This is a genomic window from Caulobacter sp. NIBR1757, from assembly GCF_027912495.1.
Classification (GTDB): Bacteria; Pseudomonadota; Alphaproteobacteria; order Caulobacterales; family Caulobacteraceae; genus Caulobacter.
Genome location: NZ_CP115463.1, coordinates 1,262,179 through 1,277,263 on the forward strand (window position 1 = coordinate 1,262,179; position 15,085 = coordinate 1,277,263).

The following is a 15,085-nucleotide window of genomic DNA, read 5'->3' on the forward strand; positions in this document are numbered from 1 at the left end:
ACATGACACTCTGGAAACACCACGGTAAGTTCGAGCGTCACTCGCTCATCCTGGTCATCGGCATCCTGCTCGTCGTCTCGGTCGGCGGGCTGGTCGAGATCGCCCCGCTGTTCTGGCTGCAGAGCACGGTCGAGAAGGTCGAGGGGGTCCGCCCCTACACGCCGCTCGAACTGGCCGGCCGCGACATCTACATTCGCGAGGGCTGCTACGTCTGCCACAGCCAGATGATCCGCCCTCTGCGGGACGAGGTCGAACGCTACGGCCACTACAGCCTGGCCGCCGAGAGCATGTACGATCACCCCTTCCAGTGGGGCTCGAAGCGGACCGGGCCTGACCTGGCCCGGGTCGGCGGCAAGTACAGTGACGGCTGGCACGTCGATCACCTGACCGACCCGCGCTCGGTGGTCCCGGAATCGGTGATGCCGCCCTACGCCTTCCTGGCCAAGAAGGACCTGCGCACCATCGATCTGCAGGCCAAGGTCAAGGCGATGACAGCGCTGGGCGTGCCCTACACCCAGGCCGATATCGACGCCGTCCTGACCGACGTCGAAGCCCAGGCCGACCCCTTCTCGACCGACGCGGTGGCCCTGCGCAAACGCTACGGCGCCAAGGTGGTCAACCGCGACTTCGACGGCCAGCCGGACCGGCTGACCGAAATGGACGCCTTGGTCGCCTACCTGCAGATGCTGGGCAGCGGCGTCGACTTCAGCACCTACAAGGCCGGCGATCCGGCCAACAAGCGATAGGGGCGCGGATCATGACCTACGAAACCGTATCCCGCTTCGCCCAGCAGTTCGGGCTGGTCTACTTCGGCTTGATCTTCCTGGCCGGAACCGTCTGGGCCCTGCTGCCCCGCCACCGTGACATCTACCGCGCGGCCGCGCGCCTGCCCCTCGAGGAGGAAGAGCTATGAGCGGTCCCCACAAGGACGAGATTACCGGGACCGACACGACCGGCCACGAGTGGGACGGAATTCGCGAACTGGACAACCCGCTGCCGCGCTGGTGGCTGTGGGTGTTCTATGCCTGCATCCTGTTCGCGGTCGGCTACTGGCTGGTGATGCCGGCCTGGCCGGGCATCGGCAGCTACACCACCGGCATCCTCGGCCGGTCCGACCGGGCCGATGTCGCCAAGGCCCTCAAGGATCTCGACGCCCAGCGCGGCGAGGGGGCCAAGATCCTGCGCACGGCCAGCCTGCAGCAGATCGAATCCGACCCGAAGCTTCAGGCCTATGCCCTGGAAGTCGGGACCTCGGTGTTCGGCGACAACTGCGCCACCTGCCATGGGGCCGGCGGCGCGGGCGGCAAGGGCTATCCCAACCTGCGCGACGATGTCTGGCTCTGGGGTGGCTCGCTCGACGACATTCACCAGACGCTGACGGTCGGTGTGCGGTCGACCCATCCGGACACCCGCATCTCACAGATGCCGGCCTTCGGGCGGGACGCCATGCTGGACGCGGCCCAGATCAACGATCTGACCGAGTATGTGATGAAGCTCTCTGGCCGTAAGGCCGACGGGGCGGCGGTGGCTCGCGCCGCGCCGCTGTACGAGGCCAACTGCGTGGCCTGTCACGGTCCGGCCGGCAAGGGCGATCCGAAGGTCGGCTCGCCTGACCTGACCGACGCCGACTGGCTGTACGGCGCCGATCACGAGGCCATCGCCGGCCAGATCACCAACGGACGGGGCGGGGTCATGCCGACCTGGCAGGGCCGTCTCAGCCCCGAGACGATCAAGGCCCTGGCCGTCTACATCCACGCCAACGCCGGTGGTCAGGACAAATGACTGTCGTCATCGACCGGACCCGTCACCCCCACGACACCGGCGCATCAGAACGCGCCGGGGGTCCGGTCTCAGCCGCCGCCCATGCCCGCAAGCAAGCGGGCAAGGGTGGCGGCGACCTCTACGCTCCGCGGACCCAGATCTATCCCAAGCGCGTCAATGGCCGCTGGCGGATGATCAAATGGGGGCTGATGGGGGTGTTGCTGGCCGTCTACTACATCACGCCCTGGATCCGCTGGCACCGGCCCGGCGCCCTGCCGGACCAGGCGGTGCTGGTCGATTTCGACGGTGGCCGCTTCTACTTCTTCTGGATTCAGCTGTGGCCGCAGGAGGTCTATTTCATCACCGGCCTGCTGGTGATGGCGGCCCTGGCGCTGTTCCTGACCACCTCGCTGTTCGGCCGGCTGTGGTGCGGTTATGCCTGTCCCCAGACGGTATGGACCGACCTCTTCATGATGGTCGAGCGCCGGTTCGAGGGTGATCGCAATGCCCGCATGAAGCTCGACGCCGCGCCCTGGTCCTTCGACAAGGCCTGGCGAAAGATCGGCAAGCACGCGGTCTGGCTGGGCATCGCGTTCGGCACCGGCGGGGCCTGGATCTTCTATTTCCATGACGCCCCGACCCTGATCCGCGGCTTCTGGGTCGGCCAGGGGGCGGTCACCGCCTATGTCTCCTGCGCCCTGATGACCGCCGCGACCTATGTCATGGCGGGCACGATGCGCGAGCAGGTCTGCACCTACATGTGCCCCTGGCCGCGCATCCAGGGCGCCATGCTCGACAAGCAGTCGCTGCAGGTCACCTATCGTTACGACCGGGGCGAACCGCGCGGACCGCACAAGAAGGGTCAGACCTGGGAAGGTCGCGGCGACTGCATCGACTGCAAGGCCTGCGTCGTCGTCTGCCCGATGGGCATCGACATCCGCGACGGGGCCCAGCTGGAGTGCATCAACTGCGGCCTGTGCATCGACGCCTGCAACGAGATGATGCTCAAGATCGAACGGCCCAAGGGGCTGATCGCCTACGACACCGACGCCGCCGTCCTCGATCGCTCGCAGGGTCGCAAGGCCAGCTACCCCTTCCTCCGGGCCAGGACGGTCTTCTATGCCGTGATCCTGACCGCGATTTCCGGCCTGATGATCTGGGGTCTGATGAATCGCACCGCGGTCGAGGTTCATGCGCTGCGGGATCGCAATCCCACGTTCGTGCCCCTACGCGATGGCTCCGTGCGCGATGGCTATACCCTGAAGATCGCCAACCGGGCGTTCGACGACCGCGACTTCACCGTCACGGTCAGCGGCATTCCCGGCGCCCGCGTCTGGACGCCGGGCTCGCACGGCGACGCCCCGGTGGTCGTCCATGCGCCGGCCAACGAGGTTACCGCCCTGCGCGTCTTCGTCACCGCCCCGCCGGCCGGCCTGAACGCCGCCAGCCAGCCGCTGACTTTCCGGCTGGTCGGCCCGGCGGCTTCGGCGGAGATCAAGACCGTCTTCCTTTCAGGAGCCGCCAATGCCCAGGACTGACGCCGTTCCCACCAAGGGCTTCCGCATCACCGGCTGGCACGTGCTGGCCGGGATCACCCTGTTCTTCGCCATCATCATCGCCGTCGATGTGCTGTTCATGGTCAAGGCCTACGAGAGTTTTTCGGGGCAGATCGTCAAGAACCCCTATGAGGCGGGCCTGGCCTGGAACCAGCACCTGCTTGATGAAAAGCATCAGGCGGCCCTGGGCTGGACCGTGGACGCCGGCCTTGGCGAGGGCGACGAGGTGGTCGTTACCGTGGTCGACAAGAACAATGCGCCGGTCGCCGGCCTGAAAGCCAATGTCGTCCTGCAGCGCCCGGCCACCGAACAGGGCCGCCTCGAGGTGACGCTGACGGAGGCCGCGCCGGGCGTCTATCGCGGTCGCGGCGCCCTGGCCCCCGGGGCCTGGGACCTGAAGGCGCTGCTGAGCGGACCGCAAGGCCCGTTCGAGGCCGAGCGCCGGATCATCGCGCCATGACCGAGCTTTCAGCCGGCGACCTTTCCGCCTTCATCGCCCGCGATTCCAAGGGATCGGGCCGGCTGGAGCTGCTGGTCCGCGGAGCCAGCTGCGCCGGTTGCATGGGCAAGATCGAGCGTGGGGTCGCGGCCTTGCCCGGCGTGGCCGCCAGCCGTTTCAACCTGACCACCGGCAAGCTGACCGTGACCCTGGCGCCAGGGCAGGGCGACCCGGCCGCCGTGCAGCGGGCGGTCGAGGCCATGGGCTATGGCGCCAGCCTGTTCGATCCGGCCCGGGCGCTGCAGGCCGAAGACAAGGTGGGTCGCGAGCTGGCCCTGGCCCTGGGCGTCGCCGCCTTCGGGGCCGGCAATGTCATGATGTTCACCGTACCGGCCTGGGCCGGTCTGTTCGGACAGGAACTGTCGCCGGCCACGCGCCAGGTGATGTACTGGCTGGCCGCCATCGTCGCCACGCCCTGCGCCCTGTTCGCCGGCATGACCTTCTTCCGGTCGGCCTGGGCCTCGTTGCGGCGGGGCAAGGCCAACATGGATGTGCCGATCTCCATCGGCGTGCTGCTGACCCTGGCGGTCAGCTTCTCCGAGACCCTGCAGCACGGCGCTCACGCCTATTTCGACGCCGCCGTCACCCTGCTGTTCCTGCTGTTGATCGGCCGCTACCTCGACCACCGCCTGAAGTCCGCGGCCCGGGGCGCGGCCCGTGACCTCCTGGCCCTGCAGGCCCCGGTGGCCATGCGCCTGGACGAGGCCGGCCGCGAGCACGGCGTGCCGGTCGGCGAGGTCGAGGTCGGCGATCTGCTGGCCGTCGCCGCCGGCGATCGCATCCCGGTCGACGCCCTCGTCGAGAGCGGCGCCTCGGACCTCGACAACGCCCTGATCTCCGGCGAGACCGCGACCGTCGCCGCCAGCCCGGGTGTCGCCGTGCAGGCCGGCGCCCTCAATCTCTCCGGTCGGCTGGTCCTTCGGGCCGTCGCCCGCAGCGAAGACTCCGCCGTGGCCGCCATCGCCAGACTGATGGAGGCCGGGGCCCAGGCCCGGGGCGCCTACGTCCGTCTCGCGGACAAGGCCGCCGCCCTCTATGTGCCGGTGGTCCACACGGTGGCCGCCGCCACCTTCCTGGGGGGCTGGGCGCTCGGCCTGGGGCCGCGGGAAGCCCTTCTGCGGGCCGCCGCCGTGCTGATCGTCACCTGTCCCTGCGCCCTGGGCCTGGCCGTTCCGGCGGTGCAGGTGGCCGCGAGCGGCCGGCTGTTCCGGCGCGGCGTGCTGGTCAAGTCGGGAGCCGCCCTGGAGCGGCTGGCCGAGGTCGACCATGTGGTGTTCGACAAGACCGGCGTTCTGACCGAGGGCCGTCCGCGGCTGCTGAGCGATATTCCAGCGGTGATTACCGCCGCCGCGCCGCTGGCCCGCGCCTCGCGCCACCCCCTGGCTCGTGCGCTGGCCGAACGGGCAGGTGAGGGGCCGGTGGCGGAGGATGTGGTCGAGGTCGCCGGGCAGGGCGTCGAGGGGCTGATCAATGGCCGCCGCGCCCGCCTGGGCCGGGCCGAGTTCGTCGGCGTCGAGCCTTCTCCGAGCGGCGAGAGCGAACTCTGGTTCGGCTTCGAGGGCGAGACCAAGGTCCGTCTGACCTTCTTCGATCCCGTGCGCGCCGACGCCGCCCGGGCCGTCAGCGCCCTGCGCCAGCTGGGACTGACCGTCGAAATCCTGTCGGGCGACGTTGCCGGTCCGGTGGCCCGCGTGGCGAAGGCGGCCGGAATCACCCAATGGCGGGCCGGGCTGACGCCCTTCGACAAGTCGGCCGCGGTGACCCTGCTGCAGGGAACCGGCCGCAAGGTGCTGATGATCGGCGATGGTCTCAACGACGCCGCCGCCCTGGCCCTGGCTCACGCCTCGATGGCGCCGGGCAGCGCCCTCGACGCCAGCCAGAACGCCGCCGACCTGGTCTTCCTGAACGGCGAGCTGTCCGCCGCGCCCCTGGCCATCCGCATCGCCCGGGCCGCTCGCAGCCGGGCCCTGGAGAACTTCGGCTTCTCGGCCCTCTACAACGCCGTCGCCGCGCCTGCGGCGGTGCTGGGCCTGATCAACCCCTTCGTCGCCGCGATCGCCATGTCGGGCTCTTCAATGGTGGTGATGCTGAACGCCTTGCGCATGACCTGGGCGGGAAGGGATCGGGCATGACCATCCTGCTGCTGCTGGCGCCGATGTCGGTCGGTCTCGCCGCCCTGGGCCTTGGCGCCTTCTGGTGGACCCTGCGGGCCGGCCAGTATGCGGATCCCAAGGGTGACGCGGCCAGGATCCTGCTGGACCACCTTGACGAGGGGCCGGGCTAGTCGCTCGGCGCAACGGTCATCGCAAACCGGTCGCGCACCTGCTTCAGGCCCAGGAGGATCACCTGGGCATCGGCCCCGGACCCCAGCAGTTCGGGGCGGCGCAACAGGGTCATGGACTCAATATGGACCCGGATGGACGCGGTATCCGCGCGCTGCCTGTCGATCATCAGATCCAGCAGGTCGCAAAAACTGTAGGCTGCCTGGTCGAGATCCAACAATCCGGTCGCTCCGCCCAACCCGATGAGGCTGTTGCTCGCTTCGTAGAGGCGCCGAAGCGATTCCGCCGTTGGGGGATCGGGCAGGGCAAGCTGGGCCTGGGCGATCTCCATCAGGGCTTGATCAATGATCAGCAGGCACTTCGCGGCCAGGGTGTCGAGCCCGGCCTGGGCGTCCTTCAGCGCCTCGGCCATCGACTTGCCACCGGGGGTTCGCAACTGCTGGCGAAGCCGGTTGACCGGAAATCGGATTTCCACCGCGCTCATATTACGACCTTCTGCGGCTGCATGAGCGCGTCGATCTGATCCTGCGACATGTTCGGTGCGACGGGTTCACCGATATCGACGTCAAGGTCGTCGGCGCGGCGGCCGTCCATGCCATTGGGCGGGCCGGTGAACTTGAAGCGGCGATCGGGACCGTTATAGCCCTTGGTTGAAATGAAGGATCGCTTGACGCGCGCAATCCAGAGAATTCGTTCCAGCAGGATCATCGGCGTCAGGGGCTTGGCGACGACGATGTGAGCGCCACAATCCCGGGCCCGCGCCACGCGCGACAGCTGGGTGTGCGCCGTCACCAGCAGCGCCGGGGCGTACCGGTTCGGGACCGGCGCCTCGCGGCGCAGCCATTCGACGAGCTCGCACCCGTCTGCCTCGCCCAGGGCGCCGGAAACGACCATCAGATCCAATTCGGTGGATTCGATCATTCTCTTGGCCATGTCGATGTCGTCGGCCTTGTAGATGCTCTTGACCCCGAAGCCGACGAGGATCTGGACCAGGATATCCATCCCCATGCTGTTGCTCTCGACGAGCAAGACACGGGTGTTCTTCATGTTGATGCGGTTTCGGGAGCCTGGATCTTGGGCCATGAGCTTAGAACATCTCAAACTCGCCGCTGTCGGAGGGCGCGGCCGCCTTGCCGGCCAGACGCACGGCGAGGCCGGCCAGGGAGACGTTCTTCAGGAGGTCGTCCGAGCCCAGCGCCAGGCCGATCGGCGCCGCCTGGGCGGCCCGGGCGAGCACCAGTTCCACCTGCTTCATATGTTGCCAGACATGGTCGAGCGCCTGGGCGCGTCGCACCAGTTCCGGGCTGACCGGCAGATTCACCAGCATCTCCGACAGGGTGTCCTGCAGACCTTCGATCTCGTCGGCGAGGCTGGAGACCTCGCGGCCCAGCTGGCCCAGCAGGTCGGGCATGGTGACAAGGGCGGATGACGGCATCAGTCGGCTCCGAACAGTTCGAGGTCGCCGTCGCTGACCGGAGCCGGTCGCGGCCGGCGTTCGGCGCCGAACGCGCTCTTGTCGCCGGCCAGCAGCTGCTGTCTCGTGCGGCCTTCGACAGGCCAGAACTGGACCCGCCGCGCCTGCTCGCCGCCCAGGCTTCCGCCGACATGGGCGATGCCTTCGTCCTGGAGAAACTGGATGGCGAAGGCGCCGTTCTGCGACCCGATGTCGGTCAGTCCCTGCAGCATCCGCGCGCCGCCGAACAGTCGCCCCTGCATGCGCCCGCGCTGGGCGCCCTGCCGGAGCAGATCGTTGATCAGCAGTTCCATGGCGTAGACGCCGTATTGACGACCCGTCTGGCCGGCGCCGCCCGGCAGCAGGAAATGGTTCATGCCGCCCACCCCCGCCACCGGATCCCGCAGGCAGGCGGCGACGCACGAACCGAGGATGGTCGAGACCACGACGCGCTTGTCGGCCGTAACCAACTGATCGCCCTGGACAATATGTTTGCGAATCTCTTCGGCGCTCACTCGAGGACTCCGAAGACTTCCTCGATTTTGGTCTTCAGGCCGAGGGTGTTGAAGGGCTTGATCAGGTAGTTGTTGACCCCGAACTGCCGGGCCCGAGCGACCAGGTCGATGTCCGCCCGCCCAGTCAGCATGATGAAGGCGACGCCCTTCAAGGGCTCGTAGGACCGGACCGCCCGAAGCAGACCCAGGCCGTCCAGCTTGGGCATGTTGTAGTCGGAGATGACGAGATGGGCCGGGCGGGCGGCGAGGGCCCGCAGGCCGTCCTCGCCGTCAGGCGCCTCGCGGATGTTGGTGATGCCGATCTGAATCAAGGCGGCCCGGATCAGGGCGCGCATCGACAGCTGGTCATCGACGATCAGGGTGCTGATGGAAGCAGCTGCGGGCATTCAGTGGATCCTTGCTCGGACTTCACAGGCGTCCAGCACCAGGCCGGACAGAGCGTTCAGCGGCGCCTCCCGCTCGACTGCGCCCAATTCGACGGCGGCCTTCCGCAGGCCGTAGACCACGCAGGTGGCTTCGTTCTGGCCCAGGGTTCTGGCGCCGACCATGCGCATGGCCAGCAGGCCGTTGGCGTGGGCGGCCGCGCCGACCACCTCGATCCCCGGGTCGGGCCGCAGGCAGGCCGAGATCAGGCTCCGCATGGTCGCCGAGTCATCGATGACGAGAACAGGAGCGGGCCTCATGGTGCGTTCGCCAGGCGATAGGCGGTCAGGCCATCCGACTTGAAGCGCGGATCCCCGACCCGCTCGGAATGACCGACGTAAAGCCGACCGTCCGGGGCGAGCATGGGGGCGAAGCGGCCCCATAGCCGCTCCTGAGTCGCCTCTTCGAAATAGATGGCGACGTTGCGGCAGAAGATGGCGTCGAACCGGCCCTTCATCGGCCAATCGGCCATCAGGTTCAGTTCGTTGAAGGCGACCAGGTCGCGAACGGCCTGACTGACCGCGTAGGTCCCGTCGGCCTGACGCTCCATGCAACGATCGCGCATGATCTTCGGCACATGTTCGGCGACCGCCTGCGGATAGATGCCGGCGCGGGCTTTGGCGACGATCACGGGGTCGATGTCGGTGGCCAGGATGCGGACGTCGTAGCGCGCGATATCGGGAATCTCGGCCAGCAGGATCATGGCCGCCGAATAGGCCTCCTCGCCCGAGGAGCAGGCGGCGGACCAGATGCGCAACTTGCCGCCGGATCTCACGCGGCTTGCCCAGCCGTTGCGAAGCTGGCTGGCCAAGTCGATGAAATGGTGGGTCTCGCGGAAGAAATGGGTGACGTTGGTGGTCAGGGCCGACAGCATGGCCTGGCGCTCGCCCAACCCCTCCTCGCTGGTGATCAGCGTGCAGTAGTCGCGAAAGCTCTCGAGGCCGAGGGCGCGCAGGCGCTTGGCCAGCCGCGAATAGACGAGGCTGGTCTTGCCGGGCGGCAGGTGGATGCCGCTATCTTCATGCAGGATCGCGGCGATGCGGCGGAATTCCGCGTCACCCAGAGCTGGGCCCCGCTCCGCCAGGGTCGGTGCGTTCGGGGCAGGCATGGGACGGCTCATGCGGCCTCGGCTTCCAGGTCGGGCAGAATGCGATCCAGCGCCACAAGGCTGATCATCCGGCCGTCGACGGCCAGGATGCCGCGAACGAAGTTGCGGACCGTGTCGCAAGCGACGTCCGGCGTCGGCTGAATGACGTCCCCGGTCACGGTCAGGATGTCCGACACCGCATCGACCAGCAGCCCGACCAGTCGCGCGCCGATATGGGTGACGATGATCACGTGTCGATCCGAGGGAACGGCCGGCTCGCGGCCCAGGCGACAGTTGAAGTCGACGATCGGCAGGACCGCGCCACGCAGGTTGATCACGCCGCAGACGTAGGACGGCGTCTGGGGCAGGGTGGTCGAGGGCGTCCAGCCGCGGATCTCCCGCACGGCCATGATGTCCACGCAGAATTCCTGGTCTCCGGCCCGGAAGGAGACCAGTTCGCGGCTGGATTCACTGGGGGTGGTGGCGACGTCGGTCATGTTCAGCTCGCGAGGGCCAGGGATGGGATTGCGGTCGCGCGGCCACCGCGCAAGGCGATGACGGCGTCGACGTCGAGGATCAGGGCGACACGGCCGTCGCCCAGGATGGTCGCGGCGGCGATGCCGGCGACCTGCTGGAAGTTGGCCTCGAGGCTCTTGATGACCACCTGACGCTGACCCTGGATGCCATCGACAAGCAGCGCCGCTCGCCCGCCGCCCTCATTCTCGACCAGCAGGCAGACACCGGCGCAGGGGGTGTCGGTCTCCGGCCGCCAGCCGAGCACCGCGCCGATGTCGATCAGGGGCACGAAGGCGTCACGCACGGCGATGACCCGGCTGGAAGGCCCCAGGGTGCGGACATCGGCCGGCTTGGGCTGCAGGGTTTCGATGATCGAGGTCAGGGGCGTGACCAGGGTCTGGTCGCCGACACTGACGACCATGCCGTCCAGTACCGCCAGGGTCAGCGGCAGGCTCATGGTGAAGGTCGATCCCTTGCCGGGGTTCGAGGTGATGGTGATGCGGCCGCCGAGCGCCTGGATGGAGCGTTTGACCACGTCCATGCCGACACCACGCCCGGAGATGTTCGATATCGCTGAAGCGGTCGAAAAGCCGGGCAGGAACAACAGGTTGTCGACTTCCTCGTCGCTGAGCAAAGCTTCGGGGTCGATCAGGCCCTTGTCGATGGCGATCTGGCGAACCCGCGGCCGATTGATGCCGGCCCCGTCGTCGCCGACCTCGATGACAATGCGGCCCGAGCGGTGCAGGGCGGCCAGACGGACCGTGCCTTCCGCCGGCTTGCCGGCCGCGCGGCGTTCGGCCGGGCTTTCGAGGCCATGGTCAATGGCGTTGCGGATCATATGGGTGATCGGGTCGCTCAGGCGCTCGATGACCGTCTTGTCGACCTCGGTGCCTTCGCCCTCGGTAACAAGCCGGACTTCCTTGCCTGTGCTGGCGGCGATCTCGCGGACCAGACGCGGCATGCGCTGGAACACCGATTTCACCGGCTGGGCCCGGATGGCCATGACGCTGTCCTGGATCTCGCGGGTCAGCTGTTCCAGCTCGTCAAGGCCGACCGCGACATTGGACGAGCGGGCAAAGCCGGACTCTCCGACCCGCTGGGCCAGCATGGCCTGGTTGATCACCAACTCGCCGACCAGGTCGATCAGGCGGTCCACCCGCTCGAGATCGACACGAATGGTGGCCGGGGAGGCGTTTGCGGCCGCAGCCGACGCCCGCGCCGGTCCGGCGGCGTCGGTCGGCGCGTCCGGCTGGGCGACCGGGATCGCCGGGACGACCTGGTCGATCACTGCCTGGACCTCGCCCTCCGGGGCCGGCGGCGCCGGTTGGCGGGCTTGCGCAAGCAAGGCCTCGATGTCCAGCCCTGGCGGTTCGACGGCCAGGGGTTCGATGCTCAGGCTACAGTCGCCATCGACGAACTCGAAAACCTCGGCGACCGTGTCGCGAGGGCAATCGGCGGTCAGGTCGATCGTCCAGGCCAGATAGGCGCCCTCGGCGTCCAGAGCCTCCAGATCGGGCAGGCCGTCATCATCGAGGACGGCGGTGCAGGGACCCAGACGTTCCATTTCGCGCAGCAGCGGCGCGATGTCGTTGGCCTTGGCGTACATCCCCGCCGCCGGGCGGATCCGAACCCGCCAGCCACCGGCCGGGCTGTCCAGGCCGACCTTCAGCGGGGTGAAGCCCATCTCGTCGGCTTCGGGTTCGGGGGGGGCGGCTGCCCCGACGGCCGGGGTTTCCTGGGTCATGGCGGCCAGTTCGCCGGCCAGGGCGGCGGACCGCGCCAGATCGACGTCGGTTCCGTGCTGGGCCGCCCCGACATGGTCGCTGAGCATGTCGGCGGCCCGCAGCATGATCTTCAGGGCCGGCTCGTCGATAGCCAGCCGGCCGCCGCGCATCTCGTCCAGAGTCGTTTCGAAGACGTGGGCGAAGGCGACCAGGTCGTCCATGCCAAAGGCGCCGGCGCCGCCCTTGACCGAATGCACGGCCCGGAAGACGGCGTTGATGGTCTCATCATCGCCTTCGCCGGTTTCCAGCGCCATCAGTCCGGCTTCCAGGTCGGCCAGCAATTCCTGGCATTCCTGGAAGAAGGTTCCCTTGATCTGTTCGAGCGCGTCCACGATTTTGCTCTCCGTCAGGCCGCGACGCGACGGATGGCTTCGACCAGCTTGGCCGGGCTGAATGGCTTGACGATCCAGCCCGTGGCGCCGGCCTGACGGGCGCGGTCCTTCTTGGCCGGGTCGCTTTCGGTGGTCAGCACCAGGATCGGCACGCCGCGGTATCGCGGATCCTTGCGGACGCCCTCGATGAAGCCGAAGCCGTCCATGCGTGGCATGTTGATGTCGGTGACGATGACCTGCGGGTTCGATTGACCCAACACTTCCAGGCCATGCACGCCATCGACCGCCTGGGCGACATCGAATCCGGCATCCTTGAGGGCCAGCATCAGCATGTCCCGCATGGTGCGGGAATCATCGACGGTCAGGACTTTGAGGCTCATGCGGCGAACTCCGGAAGGGCGTCGGCGCCGGTCAGGCGCAGAATGTCGAGGAAGGTTGGCGAGGGCTGCACCAGGCTGAGCTGGTGGCCGTCGGCCTCCCAGGTGCGGATCGCGGAGATGAGCACCTGCAGGCCCAGTCCGCCGATTCGCCGGACCGCCGAGGCATCGACCTCGAGGTCCTGGCCGCGGTGCTCGAGTAGCGCGCCGCGGAGCGCCGACACCGAAGCGGCGTCGATCACTTCCGGCAGCATCAGGGGGGCTTCGGCCATGGGTTAGAATTCCTCCCAGCTGTCGTGCTGTGGCGCGGTTACAATCCGGCTGGTGGAGCCGGATTTCGGGCGCAGCCATCCTTGTTACTGAATAGATTTAATCTGAACTGCATGCAGGGTTAGGGGAAAACGCGTATGACCAAAACGCGCTTAGAACTTCCACGGCTTCTGTTGTCGCTCTTGGTTTGCGGTTGAGACTACAAGCCGCGGTGCGACGGACCATGTCTTTCAGGACGTCGATGATCCGGTGTCGGCCGATCGCCCGACCGCTGCTGCGGCGCATGGCGCGAAGGGCCGAGGCCTGGTCGATGACTTCCGGCGGGGTCAGTGGCCGGCAAGCCACGGGCTAGAATTCCTCCCAGCTGTCTTGCTGAGGCGCGACCGCCGTTTGACTGGTGGTCTTCAGGGCTGGCGCCGAGGCGCGATTGCGCAAGCCATTGGTGGAAGAGCTTCCCGTGCGTGGCGCGTCACGATGGTTCACCGGTTCGGCCTCGACCTTGAACCTGGCGACGAGTCGAACCAGCTGATCGGCCTCCTGGGAAAGGGAGTGACTGGCGGCCGTGGATTGCTCGACCATGGCGGCGTTCTGCTGCGTCACCTGGTCCATCTGGTTGACGGCGGTGTTGACCTGAGTGAGGGCGGTCGCCTGTTCCTGGGTCGAGGCGGTGATCTCCTGGACGAGGCCGGTCATCTCCGCGACCTTCGCAACGATGCGCTGCAAGGCTTCGCCCGTCTGGCCGACAAGGTCGACGCCCTGACCAACTTGCCGGGAAGAGGCGGAGATCAGGGTCTTGATCTCCTTGGCCGCCTCGGCCGAGCGCTGCGCCAAGGCGCGAACTTCCTGGGCCACGACCGCGAAGCCCCGACCGGCGTCGCCGGCCCGCGCCGCCTCGACGCCGGCGTTGAGGGCCAGCAGGTTGGTCTGGAAGGCGATCTCGTCGATGACTCCGATGATCTGGCTGATCTGCTGGGCCGACTGCTCGATCTGGCCCATGGCCGCCACCGCATCGCGAACCACGACGCCCGACTTCTCGGCGTCGTCACGCGCGCCCGAGACCACGATGTTGGCCTGATTGGCCCCGTCGGCTGTCCGCTTCACCGTGGCGGTGATTTCGTCCAGGGCGGCGGCCGTCTCCTCCAGTGTCGCGGCTTGATGCTCCGTGCGCCGGGACAGATCGTCGGCCGCCTGGCTGATCTCGCCGGCGCCCGTCCGCATGCCGTTCACATTGACGGTGATGACACCCATGGCCTCTTCGAGCTTGACCATGGCCTGGTTGAAGTCGGCCTGCAGCTGACTGTAGGCAGGGGGAACCTCACCCCGGATGCGGTAGGTCAGGTCACCCTCGGCGAGCTTCGAAACCCCGTCGCCGAAGCTGGTGACGACGGCCTGGCTTGCCGCGAGCGCTTCGGCCTCAACCGCCCGTTGACGCGCGTCCGCCGCCTCGATGTAGGTCGAGATGACGATGTCCATGTCGAGGAGGGCGGCTTTGGTGACCAGCGAGATGACGCGCGGCAACTCGTCGCTGTCCTGGTCCGCGGGCTTGGCGAACATCCGCTTGGATCGCGCCGGCCCCGCCATCAGGGTCTGGAGCAGTTTTTCGAGGATCAGGGCGTAGCCGCCGATGTACCAGCGTGGCTCCAGGCCGATCCTGGCGTGCATCTCACCGATGCGATGAACGCTGTCGACATAGTTCCCGTCGAACCGGCCGCTGGCGATGGCGCCCCAATGCCGCTGTTGCGCGCCCTTCGCGCCCTGCAGCATCCGTTCGTCAGCAAAGAAGCGCTTCACGTCGGGGAATTGGCGTACCTGATCGTAGAAATAGTCGAGACTGGCGGGCAATGCCGCGATGATACGGTCTGAATAGCGCTCAAGTAAGCGTGTCGCCTCAGCATCGAATTTCAGGAATTCGAGACGCTGGCGTAGAATGTCATTATTCGACATGGTCAGATTCCCGGAATTCGAATGACGAGCCGGTGGAATGTCGGCGGCTCATTGCTGTCTCGATCGGTCCAGCAGTTTGTGAGACGGAATTTCGATCCGATGTCCTGGCGGTGCAGGCTGGAATCTGACGGTGATGCGAGGGCAAGGGCCGACGTCCTGGATAGCTGTTTGACTTCGGCAGTTTCGAGCGCAGACGGCAAATGCATCCATAAGGTTGAGTTCCGTTGAAACCCCTACGTATTGTTCCGTAATTCAATCGGTAGGTTACGTAGAATCCCGTATCGAC

19 protein-coding genes are annotated in these 15,085 nt (G+C 67.3%); 7 read left to right on the forward strand and 12 right to left on the reverse strand.

Annotation, left to right across the window (positions count from 1 at the left end):
- Positions 1–2 precede the first annotated feature (2 nt).
- From ccoO to ccoS, 7 genes are read left to right on the forward strand one after another with little or no spacing between them, the layout of a single operon-like run.
- Entirely contained in the window at positions 3–746 is a 744-nt protein-coding gene (ccoO, locus tag O5I81_RS06110; protein ID WP_271068064.1) for a cytochrome-c oxidase, cbb3-type subunit II, read from the forward strand.
- Between the two features lie 11 nt (positions 747–757).
- The gene (locus O5I81_RS06115; protein WP_271068065.1) at positions 758–913 is read left to right on the forward strand and encodes a cbb3-type cytochrome c oxidase subunit 3; all 156 of its coding nucleotides are present in this window, start codon (positions 758–760) and stop codon (positions 911–913) included.
- On the forward strand, positions 910–1,782 hold the full coding sequence (gene ccoP, locus O5I81_RS06120) for a cytochrome-c oxidase, cbb3-type subunit III (protein ID WP_271068066.1): 873 nt from the start codon (positions 910–912) through the stop codon (positions 1,780–1,782). Before O5I81_RS06115 ends, ccoP begins: the two co-directional genes overlap by 4 nt.
- Positions 1,779–3,299 carry a cytochrome c oxidase accessory protein CcoG gene (ccoG, locus tag O5I81_RS06125; RefSeq protein WP_271068067.1) on the forward strand — a complete coding sequence of 507 codons (1,521 nt, stop codon included), beginning with the start codon at positions 1,779–1,781 and terminating at the stop codon, positions 3,297–3,299. The genes ccoP and ccoG overlap by 4 nt, the downstream gene beginning before the upstream one ends.
- Positions 3,286–3,777, forward strand: a complete 492-nt coding sequence (locus O5I81_RS06130; RefSeq protein WP_271068068.1) for a FixH family protein — start codon at positions 3,286–3,288, stop codon at positions 3,775–3,777. The genes ccoG and O5I81_RS06130 overlap by 14 nt, the downstream gene beginning before the upstream one ends.
- Positions 3,774–5,948, forward strand: coding sequence for a heavy metal translocating P-type ATPase (locus tag O5I81_RS06135; RefSeq protein WP_271068069.1), 2,175 nt, complete (start codon positions 3,774–3,776; stop codon positions 5,946–5,948). Before O5I81_RS06130 ends, O5I81_RS06135 begins: the two co-directional genes overlap by 4 nt.
- Positions 5,945–6,100 (forward strand): cbb3-type cytochrome oxidase assembly protein CcoS, encoded by a 156-nt coding sequence (ccoS, locus tag O5I81_RS06140; protein WP_271068070.1) that lies wholly within the window; start codon positions 5,945–5,947, stop codon positions 6,098–6,100. The genes O5I81_RS06135 and ccoS overlap by 4 nt, the downstream gene beginning before the upstream one ends.
- Here the strand turns inward: ccoS and O5I81_RS06145 are convergent.
- From O5I81_RS06145 to O5I81_RS06200, 12 genes are all read right to left on the reverse strand, one after another.
- Positions 6,097–6,582, reverse strand: a complete 486-nt coding sequence (locus O5I81_RS06145; protein WP_271068071.1) for a hypothetical protein — start codon at positions 6,580–6,582, stop codon at positions 6,097–6,099. The genes ccoS and O5I81_RS06145 overlap by 4 nt on opposite strands.
- The gene (locus tag O5I81_RS06150) at positions 6,579–7,181 is read right to left on the reverse strand and encodes a response regulator (RefSeq protein WP_271068072.1); all 603 of its coding nucleotides are present in this window, start codon (positions 7,179–7,181) and stop codon (positions 6,579–6,581) included. Before O5I81_RS06150 ends, O5I81_RS06145 begins: the two co-directional genes overlap by 4 nt.
- Before the next feature lie 4 nt (positions 7,182–7,185).
- Positions 7,186–7,533, reverse strand: a complete 348-nt coding sequence (locus O5I81_RS06155) for a hypothetical protein (protein WP_271068073.1) — start codon at positions 7,531–7,533, stop codon at positions 7,186–7,188.
- Positions 7,533–8,066 carry a chemotaxis protein CheD gene (locus O5I81_RS06160; RefSeq protein ID WP_271068074.1) on the reverse strand — a complete coding sequence of 178 codons (534 nt, stop codon included), beginning with the start codon at positions 8,064–8,066 and terminating at the stop codon, positions 7,533–7,535. Before O5I81_RS06160 ends, O5I81_RS06155 begins: the two co-directional genes overlap by 1 nt.
- Positions 8,063–8,452 (reverse strand): response regulator, encoded by a 390-nt coding sequence (locus O5I81_RS06165; protein WP_271068075.1) that lies wholly within the window; start codon positions 8,450–8,452, stop codon positions 8,063–8,065. The genes O5I81_RS06160 and O5I81_RS06165 overlap by 4 nt, the downstream gene beginning before the upstream one ends.
- On the reverse strand, positions 8,453–8,749 hold the full coding sequence (locus tag O5I81_RS06170; RefSeq protein WP_271068076.1) for a chemotaxis protein CheB: 297 nt from the start codon (positions 8,747–8,749) through the stop codon (positions 8,453–8,455).
- On the reverse strand, positions 8,746–9,597 hold the full coding sequence (locus O5I81_RS06175) for a protein-glutamate O-methyltransferase CheR (protein WP_271068077.1): 852 nt from the start codon (positions 9,595–9,597) through the stop codon (positions 8,746–8,748). Before O5I81_RS06175 ends, O5I81_RS06170 begins: the two co-directional genes overlap by 4 nt.
- A gap of 8 nt (positions 9,598–9,605) precedes the next feature.
- Positions 9,606–10,073 (reverse strand): chemotaxis protein CheW, encoded by a 468-nt coding sequence (locus O5I81_RS06180; RefSeq protein ID WP_271068078.1) that lies wholly within the window; start codon positions 10,071–10,073, stop codon positions 9,606–9,608.
- A gap of 2 nt (positions 10,074–10,075) precedes the next feature.
- Positions 10,076–12,208: a chemotaxis protein CheA gene (locus O5I81_RS06185; protein ID WP_271068079.1), complete on the reverse strand. Its 2,133-nt coding sequence runs from the start codon at positions 12,206–12,208 to the stop codon at positions 10,076–10,078.
- Positions 12,209–12,222: 14 nt separating this feature from the next.
- On the reverse strand, positions 12,223–12,588 hold the full coding sequence (locus tag O5I81_RS06190; protein WP_271068080.1) for a response regulator: 366 nt from the start codon (positions 12,586–12,588) through the stop codon (positions 12,223–12,225).
- Entirely contained in the window at positions 12,585–12,857 is a 273-nt protein-coding gene (locus O5I81_RS06195; protein ID WP_271068081.1) for an STAS domain-containing protein, read from the reverse strand. Before O5I81_RS06195 ends, O5I81_RS06190 begins: the two co-directional genes overlap by 4 nt.
- Before the next feature lie 346 nt (positions 12,858–13,203).
- Positions 13,204–14,799: a globin-coupled sensor protein gene (locus O5I81_RS06200; RefSeq protein ID WP_271068082.1), complete on the reverse strand. Its 1,596-nt coding sequence runs from the start codon at positions 14,797–14,799 to the stop codon at positions 13,204–13,206.
- Between the last annotated feature and the right edge of the window lie 286 nt (positions 14,800–15,085).

Excerpts from the sequence above, each read along its gene's own strand:
- O5I81_RS06190 (WP_271068080.1), bottom strand. The coding sequence starts at position 12,588 with ATGAGCCTCAAAGTCCTGACCGTCGATGATTCCCGCACCATGCGGGAC.
- ccoP (WP_271068066.1), top strand. The coding sequence starts at position 910 with ATGAGCGGTCCCCACAAGGACGAGATTACCGGGACCGACACGACCGGC.
- O5I81_RS06130 (WP_271068068.1), top strand. The coding sequence starts at position 3,286 with ATGCCCAGGACTGACGCCGTTCCCACCAAGGGCTTCCGCATCACCGGC.
- O5I81_RS06180 (WP_271068078.1), bottom strand. The coding sequence starts at position 10,073 with ATGACCGACGTCGCCACCACCCCCAGTGAATCCAGCCGCGAACTGGTC.
- O5I81_RS06115 (WP_271068065.1), top strand. The coding sequence starts at position 758 with ATGACCTACGAAACCGTATCCCGCTTCGCCCAGCAGTTCGGGCTGGTC.
- O5I81_RS06145 (WP_271068071.1), bottom strand. The coding sequence starts at position 6,582 with ATGAGCGCGGTGGAAATCCGATTTCCGGTCAACCGGCTTCGCCAGCAG.
- O5I81_RS06170 (WP_271068076.1), bottom strand. The coding sequence starts at position 8,749 with ATGAGGCCCGCTCCTGTTCTCGTCATCGATGACTCGGCGACCATGCGG.
- O5I81_RS06155 (WP_271068073.1), bottom strand. The coding sequence starts at position 7,533 with ATGCCGTCATCCGCCCTTGTCACCATGCCCGACCTGCTGGGCCAGCTG.
- O5I81_RS06175 (WP_271068077.1), bottom strand. The coding sequence starts at position 9,597 with ATGCCTGCCCCGAACGCACCGACCCTGGCGGAGCGGGGCCCAGCTCTG.
- O5I81_RS06150 (WP_271068072.1), bottom strand. The coding sequence starts at position 7,181 with ATGGCCCAAGATCCAGGCTCCCGAAACCGCATCAACATGAAGAACACC.
- O5I81_RS06135 (WP_271068069.1), top strand. The coding sequence starts at position 3,774 with ATGACCGAGCTTTCAGCCGGCGACCTTTCCGCCTTCATCGCCCGCGAT.
- O5I81_RS06195 (WP_271068081.1), bottom strand. The coding sequence starts at position 12,857 with ATGGCCGAAGCCCCCCTGATGCTGCCGGAAGTGATCGACGCCGCTTCG.
- O5I81_RS06200 (WP_271068082.1), bottom strand. The coding sequence starts at position 14,799 with ATGTCGAATAATGACATTCTACGCCAGCGTCTCGAATTCCTGAAATTC.
- ccoO (WP_271068064.1), top strand. The coding sequence starts at position 3 with ATGACACTCTGGAAACACCACGGTAAGTTCGAGCGTCACTCGCTCATC.
- ccoG (WP_271068067.1), top strand. The coding sequence starts at position 1,779 with ATGACTGTCGTCATCGACCGGACCCGTCACCCCCACGACACCGGCGCA.
- O5I81_RS06165 (WP_271068075.1), bottom strand. The coding sequence starts at position 8,452 with ATGCCCGCAGCTGCTTCCATCAGCACCCTGATCGTCGATGACCAGCTG.
- ccoS (WP_271068070.1), top strand. The coding sequence starts at position 5,945 with ATGACCATCCTGCTGCTGCTGGCGCCGATGTCGGTCGGTCTCGCCGCC.